Annotated in this window: 5 protein-coding genes and 1 pseudogene; 5 read left to right on the forward strand and 1 reads right to left on the reverse strand. The window is 49.5% G+C overall.

The genetic code is table 11. The features are described from left to right. Nucleotides 1-506: FAD/NAD(P)-binding protein (locus tag R6U67_RS01815; protein ID WP_410250957.1), on the reverse strand; the 506-nt coding region annotated here is incomplete at its 3' end. A gap of 178 nt (nt 507-684) precedes the next feature. On the opposite strand from R6U67_RS01815, the gene R6U67_RS01820 reads away from it, so the two are divergent. The 5 genes and pseudogenes from R6U67_RS01820 to R6U67_RS01840 form a co-directional block, all read left to right on the forward strand. After that, nucleotides 685-1,689, forward strand: a complete 1,005-nt coding sequence (locus R6U67_RS01820; RefSeq protein WP_410250958.1) for a CobW family GTP-binding protein — start codon at nt 685-687, stop codon at nt 1,687-1,689. Between the two features lie 245 nt (nt 1,690-1,934). After that, nucleotides 1,935-2,609, forward strand: coding sequence for a GTP cyclohydrolase I FolE (gene folE, locus R6U67_RS01825; protein WP_410250959.1), 675 nt, complete (start codon nt 1,935-1,937; stop codon nt 2,607-2,609). Between the two features lie 216 nt (nt 2,610-2,825). Further along, a complete protein-coding gene (locus tag R6U67_RS01830; RefSeq protein WP_410250960.1) occupies nt 2,826-3,605 on the forward strand; it encodes a hypothetical protein in 780 nt (259 codons plus the stop codon). Between the two features lie 99 nt (nt 3,606-3,704). After that, the gene (locus R6U67_RS01835) at nt 3,705-4,532 is read left to right on the forward strand and encodes a metallophosphoesterase family protein (RefSeq protein WP_410250961.1); all 828 of its coding nucleotides are present in this window, start codon (nt 3,705-3,707) and stop codon (nt 4,530-4,532) included. A gap of 51 nt (nt 4,533-4,583) precedes the next feature. Further along, a pseudogene (locus R6U67_RS01840) lies at nt 4,584-5,023 on the forward strand (metallophosphatase); the annotation flags it as partial.

Genomic DNA, 5,023 nt, shown 5'->3' on the forward strand with positions numbered 1-5,023 from the left:
TCCCCCGTCGCTAGGATGACGCGACGAGCCAGACTGGGGGGATGATCTTGGAGATGCAGCCGGAAGCGATCGCGGCCCCCAACCTGAATCGGCTCAATATCAACAACACTGGCCCCAATCACCCCATCAGCCAATCCCCAACGTGCAATCACATCCTCACAAAACTCCTCGAACAGTTGACTTCCCGGTAAATCATAGGGGGGAGATAACTCCGAGGAACGCTGAGCGGCGAAGGCTCGTAAAGCGTAGGGATTGGGATCGGGATGATGAACCGCCGGCGATCGCAGATGGGGAATTTCTAAGGCCCCAAACTGCTGCTTCCATTGAGCCATCCAGGTTCCGGTGCGATCGAACACCGCGAGGCGATCGCGCAACGCGGCTTTTTTCTGCAACAGATGGGTGACCAAAGTCAACGCTTGCGGGCCAGCACCTATGATAGCAATATCAACAGTTTCGGGGATTTTCCCAACCAGAGGATCTAGAGATAACACAATGAGTACGGTCACAAAACACAGTTCTTATGTATAATAAGAATCATTCTCGTTTTTGACGAGTCTAAGTCCCCAACTGTACCTCTGGGGACGTCCCTCACAGCCTCACCAAACCGTTCGCTCCCCACACTTTCCTCGTTTCACTATGTCTATTACGGCGTCTGACACCCCGATCAACCTCCCCAAACAGGGGATGCCGGTCACGATCATTACGGGATTTCTCGGCAGCGGTAAAACCACCCTGCTCAACCACATCCTCAGCAACCAACAGGATCTCAAAGTTGCCGTCTTAGTCAATGAATTTGGTGACATTAACATTGACAGCCAACTGCTCATGTCCATCGACGAGAACATGGTGGAACTCAGCAACGGCTGTATTTGTTGCACCATCAATGATGGCTTAGTCGATGCCGTCTATCGCGTTTTGGAACGAGGCGATCGCATCGACTACCTCGTGATTGAAACCACCGGAGTCGCTGACCCCCTACCGATTATGTTGACCTTTCTCGGCAGCGAATTACGAAACTTCACCCGGCTCGATTCCGTCCTCACCACCATCGACGCGGAAACCTTCACCCCAGACTGTTTTGACAGCGAAGCCGCCAGCAAACAAATTATTTACAGTGACATTATTCTGCTCAATAAAACCGATCTGGTTCCCGAAGCTAAACTCACCAACCTCGAACAACAACTTCGGCAAATCAAGGAGGGAGCGCGGATTATACGGTGTCAATTTGGCGAAGTTCCCCTACCCCTGATTTTAGATATTCACTCTAACCACCCCGAAAACTATCAACGAGAAATTGACGAAGAAAAGGCTCACGATGATGCTCATGATCATCATCACGACCATCATCACGACCATCCCCATCACCATTCCAGTCATCTCGACAACGATGGCTTTGTCTCGATTTCCTTCCAGAGCGATCGGCCCCTTTCCCTAACCAAATTCCAAAATTTCTTGGACAATCTCCCGGATAACCTTTTTCGAGCCAAAGGGATTCTCTGGTTTCAAGAAAGCGAGAGAAAACATATTTTCCAACTCAGTGGAAAACGTTGTGTCCTCAACGTCGATGACTGGAAAAACGCCTCACCCAAAAATCAAATGGTGTTCATTGGTCGCCACCTTGACGAAACTCAGCTCCGTAATAGCCTCAAAGACTGTCTAAACTCCGAAGTTCTCAGTGGACGACCCTAGTCCCTTATCACCGAGAAAAAAAGAGATTAAAAACTAGCAGAAAACAAAATTTAGTGCTATACTAATAATAGTTAACTTTTGTAAAGTCAGTCAATCAGCCTCTAAGTTTTGAAGACCTAGCAACCCCAGAATGCGACAAATAACGAGTGGTTGATGACAGATTTATCCATTGATTTATCCATTAACAATCGTTGACATTTAATTCCTCTTTGTCCATTCACCATTAGCCCTAAGCCCTTGTTTTAATGACTTTAGACAGCTCCAATAATCTAGCCACCAACGGACAGTCCGTCCCTGCCAGCATCAGTTCTGTCAGTCGTTCCATTCCCCCAGCCACCCGCGCCCGTGTCTCACAAACCGAAATGGAGCAAGCCGTGCGAACGTTGCTCATCGGACTCGGAGAAGACCCCGATCGCGAAGGACTTAAAGACACCCCTAAACGGGTCGTGAAAGCCCTACAATTTCTCACCCAAGGTTACGAGCAATCCCTCGAAGAACTCATCAACGGAGCCGTCTTTCACGAAGACACGAATGAGATGGTCTTAATCCGAGACATCGATATTTTTAGCTCCTGTGAACATCATATTTTGCCCATCATCGGACGAGTTCACGTAGCCTACATTCCCAACGGACGGGTAATTGGACTGTCTAAAATTGCCCGCATTTGTGAAATGCACGCCCGCCGCCTGCAAGTTCAAGAGCGACTCACCGCCAGCATTGCCGAAACCCTACAATCTGTGTTACAACCCCAAGGAGTCGCGGTCGTCGTCGAGGCCACTCATATGTGTATGGTGATGCGGGGAGTTCAAAAACCCGGTTCCTGGACAGTCAGTAGTGCTATGCGAGGCATTTTTGCCGAAGACGCACGCACCCGCCAAGAGTTTATGAGTCTGATTCGCCATAATCCCGCCTTCCACTAAACTGACCGATAGGGAATCGGGAATAGTAGAACAGAGAACGCCACTTGCGGATTGCCCGCACATTGTTTTTTCGCTCCTGGGAGGGGTTAGGGGTGCGTTCTCCTCGTTCCGGTTTTCCCGATTCCTTTCTCCCCCCTCTTGCCTCTTGCCATCCCCTCGGTGGGAGGGGTTAGGGGTGGGTTATGCCTCTTGCCTCTTGCCTCTTGCCTTTCCTCTATGTCTAATGTCTTCCTCGTTGCCGGCCCTTCTGGAGTTGGAAAAACGCACTGGATTGCCGAACAACTACAACAGCATCCCCCCAGTCAGGCGATCGCCTACCTGAATCTCGGTGGCGGTTCCTTTCCCCTCGATGCTAGATATTTGCAAACCCTGCACCCCAAACTCGACTGTCTGAGCGATGAGAACGCCTCTGTAAAGCTCGTGGAACATCAGGGGGCTGCCAATCCCATTTATATCGAAGTTGGCTTTCATATCGCCTTAGATTCCCTGGTTTTGCCCCTCGTCGATTGTCGTAACATCGTCCTAGTTCCTCCTAAAAGCCCGAAAACAGACTGGCATCATTGGACAGAATCCGACGAGGTGATCGTTGGCGTAGGAACGGCTCCTGAGTCCATCACCAACTTGCAAATGCAGCGGGCTTTGCTATCAGGAGAAGTGTTCGATCCGCCAAGTTTAGATATTTTCTGGCAAGAGTTAATACAAGGGGCTTATGGTCCCGTTCAACGGGCAAAAGCAATCTTGAATATTGCTGATGGACAGACCTTTTTATTTAACTTTATTTCCGGTTTAGAGGGCAGTGACTATCGCGCCCTAGAGGTTCCCTTATGCTTGGATGGTCGGCCCCAGGGATTTAGTGGACTGGAAGTTGTTGGCGAGGGACTAGATGGAGCCGGGATAACAGAAACGCTACAGGATTGTTTTGTTGCCGATGAGATGCTGGCTCAATATCAAGCGTATTTGAAAACAGCACAAGAGACGGTGGCTAACGCGAATTAAAAGCAAAAATAATTCTTTAACGTTGTCCTTGATTCGGTTTTGATGAAACCTTAAAACTGGTCTCGAATTGACCTAGTCTTTAACCACGAATTTTATTCTATGAAAATTGCTGTTTTATCCTGTATTCACGGAAATTTAGAAGCCTTAGATACGGTCTTGATAGATATTGAGGCCCAGGGGTGCGATCGCATCATCTGCTTAGGCGACTTAGTCGGCTATGGCCCCTATCCCAACGAAGTCGTCGATCGCATTCGTAGCCTAGACATTCCCACTGTACAGGGATGTTGGGATGAAGATATCGTCGATGGCCTCAACGCCTGTGAATGTAGCTATCCCTCCCTGCTGGCGGAAAAACGGGGACTTCGAGCCCATGAATGGACGAATCAAGTGGTTCGGGATGATGTACGGGAGTATCTCGCCCAGCTTCCCCTAAGCTTACGAGAGGGAAACCTCTGTTTTGTTCATGGAAGTCCCAACAGCCAACATGAGTATTTAATGCCAGAACTCGATGGCTTTATCGCCCTAGAACGGGTATTATCCACAGAAGCCGATGTCTTGTTTTGTGGACATACTCATATCCCCTATGTGCGATCGCTCGACGAGGCGAAAATCTCAATTTCCGTCAAACAGATTCACCCCGATGACCCCCAATCCGCTCCCGTGGAACAGAGCCTTTCAACTCCCATTAAACGGCTCGTGAACGCCGGTTCCGTCGGTGAACCCCGCCACGGTCGCCCCAATGCCACCTACGTGATTTATGATACCCAGAGCGAAGCCGTCGGCCTGCGGGAACTTCCCTACGACTACGAGAAAACCTGTGCGGCGATTCTTGAACACGGCCTTCCCAAAATCTTCGCCTGGCGACTCTCCCAGGGACTAGAATTTGCTGAACGAGCTGATGATCCTCAGCATTTATGTCAACGCTAGTTTCCCCCCCTTCCCTCTTCTTGAACGTGACGCGACGAGAGCATTCAGACTTTGACTGACCTATTTTCAGAACAATCTCATTGGGCAATTTTAAGTGGTCTTGAAGGCAATTTAACCGCCTACAACGCCGTTTTAGACGATATCCGTCAACAGACCATTCCCGTTGACGCGATTTATATTCTCGGCGATGTTGTCGGCTTACATCCCCAATGTTCACAACTCTTAGAACAGTTGCGATCGCCCCAAGCCGGAGAACCCAGCCCCCAAATTTGCACCGGCTGGTGGGAAGAACAATGCTTTAACCTTCACGGAGTCGGGCCAGATCCCCAGGGTTTAGCCTTAAAGGAACGATATGGAGATGAGGTATTCGAGGCCTTGTATAAGGCTGTTCCTCGGGAAGATGTAGAGTGGTTGCGATCGCTCGATTTTGGCTTTCTAGAATTAGACAATCTCCTCATTCATGGAAGTACCGTCAGTTGTGATGACGAACT

Origin of the sequence: Sodalinema sp., assembly GCF_046483825.1 — a bacterium.
GTDB lineage: Bacteria > Cyanobacteriota > Cyanobacteriia > Cyanobacteriales > Geitlerinemataceae > Sodalinema.